The organism is bacterium, from assembly GCA_024224155.1.
Classification (GTDB): Bacteria; Acidobacteriota; Thermoanaerobaculia; order Multivoradales; family JAHEKO01; genus CALZIK01.
The window spans coordinates 1-1,488 of record JAAENP010000326.1 but is presented as its reverse complement, the minus strand read 5'-3'; the positions used below and the strand labels follow the sequence as shown (position 1 = coordinate 1,488).

The following is a 1,488-nucleotide window of genomic DNA, read 5'->3' as shown; positions in this document are numbered from 1 at the left end:
GCTACGGGTGATGAGGTTCGATGAGGTCTATGGACGTTTTGAGCGGGGATCTTTGAGCTGTGAGCAGGCAGCGGATGTGCTTGGCGTTTCGCTCAGCACGTTTCGGCGCTACCGGCGGCGCTATGAGGCGGAAGGGGCCTCGGGGCTGTACGACCGCCGCCTTGGCAAGGTTTCGGCGCGGCGCGCGCCGGTCGATGAAGTGATGAAGGTTCTTGAGTTGTTCGAGACCCGCTACGACGACTTCACGGTGAAGCACTTCCACGAGAAGTTGGTCTCCGAGCACGGCGTGGCCCGGAGCTACAGCTGGACGAAGAACACGTTGCAAGAGGCGGGCAAGGTGAAGAAGGCGAAGCGGCGCGGCGCCCACCGACGCAAGCGGCCACGGCGGCCGATGGCCGGCATGATGCTGCATCAGGACGGCTCGACGCACCGTTGGATCCCGGGCCTCGATTGTTACCTCGACCTGATCGCGACCATGGACGATGCCAGTTCCGAGATCTACTCGGCCTTCCTGGTCGAGGAGGAGGGGACGATGAGCAGCTTTCAGGGGCTCGCCGAGGTGATCGCCGAGCACGGCCTGTTCTGTTCGCTCTACACCGACCGTGCGAGCCACTATTTCCACACCCCCGAGGCCGGCGGCAAGGTCGACAAGGACAGGCTGACCCAGCTCGGCAGGGCACTGGCCCAGCTCGGCATCGAGCATATCGCCGCCTACTCGCCGGAGGCGCGGGGGCGTTCGGAGCGCGCCTTCGGCACGCTGCAGGACCGCCTGCCGAAGGAGCTCCGGCTCGCCGGCGTGACGACCGTCGAGGAGGCCAACCGCTTCATCGCCGAGGTCTACCTGCCCCAGCACAACGCCCGCTTCGCGGTGCCCCCGGAGCAGCCGGGATCGGCCTTCGTCGCCGATCGTGGTGGTGCCCATAGCGACATCCTGTGCGTCCACGAAGAACGCGTCGTCGGCAATGACAACACCGTGCGCTACAAGGGCCTCAGCCTACAACTGCCGCCAAGTCCGATCAGGCATCACTTCGTCAAGGCCAGGGTGCGTGTCCACGAATACACCGACGCCACGCTCGCCGTCTTCCACGGGCCCAAATGCCTCGCCCGCTACACCGCCGACGGCACGCCGATCGAGACCACTACCAGGCAGGCCGCGTGAACCGCTTCGACGCGACCGGCCGCGACGGCCTGTGGATAAGTGGACAGCTCGGCTGACGCCGACCTGACCACTTCCCCACAGGCCCAACAGCAGCAACAGAAGCGGTCAAATGATGTGTTACCTAAACCGGTCAACTTAATTTGCTATCGACAGGCCGGCGTCGCTCCGGTGATGTACGAGAGTTTGTGTCAGACGGGTAAGAGGGGGTACTCCGTGGGTTGTTGAGATCCACAAGAGGAGCACCCCCAATGTCACGAAGTGCGACGATCAGGAGTTTACCGCGTGCGTTTCGAATGATGAAGGCCATGCGAGCGCGAGGTGTCGAATGG

At 64.0% G+C, this 1,488-nt stretch carries 1 protein-coding gene; it reads left to right on the top strand.

Annotated features, from left to right (window positions below):
• The first annotated feature begins 10 nt into the window (after positions 1-10).
• Complete coding sequence (locus GY769_16950; protein MCP4203610.1) at positions 11-1,159, top strand: ISNCY family transposase; 1,149 nt, start codon at positions 11-13, stop codon at positions 1,157-1,159.
• The last annotated feature ends 329 nt before the right edge of the window (positions 1,160-1,488 follow it).

Coding starts and splice junctions, on each gene's coding strand:
- GY769_16950 (MCP4203610.1), top strand. CDS start 11: ATGAGGTTCGATGAGGTCTATGGACGTTTTGAGCGGGGATCTTTGAGC.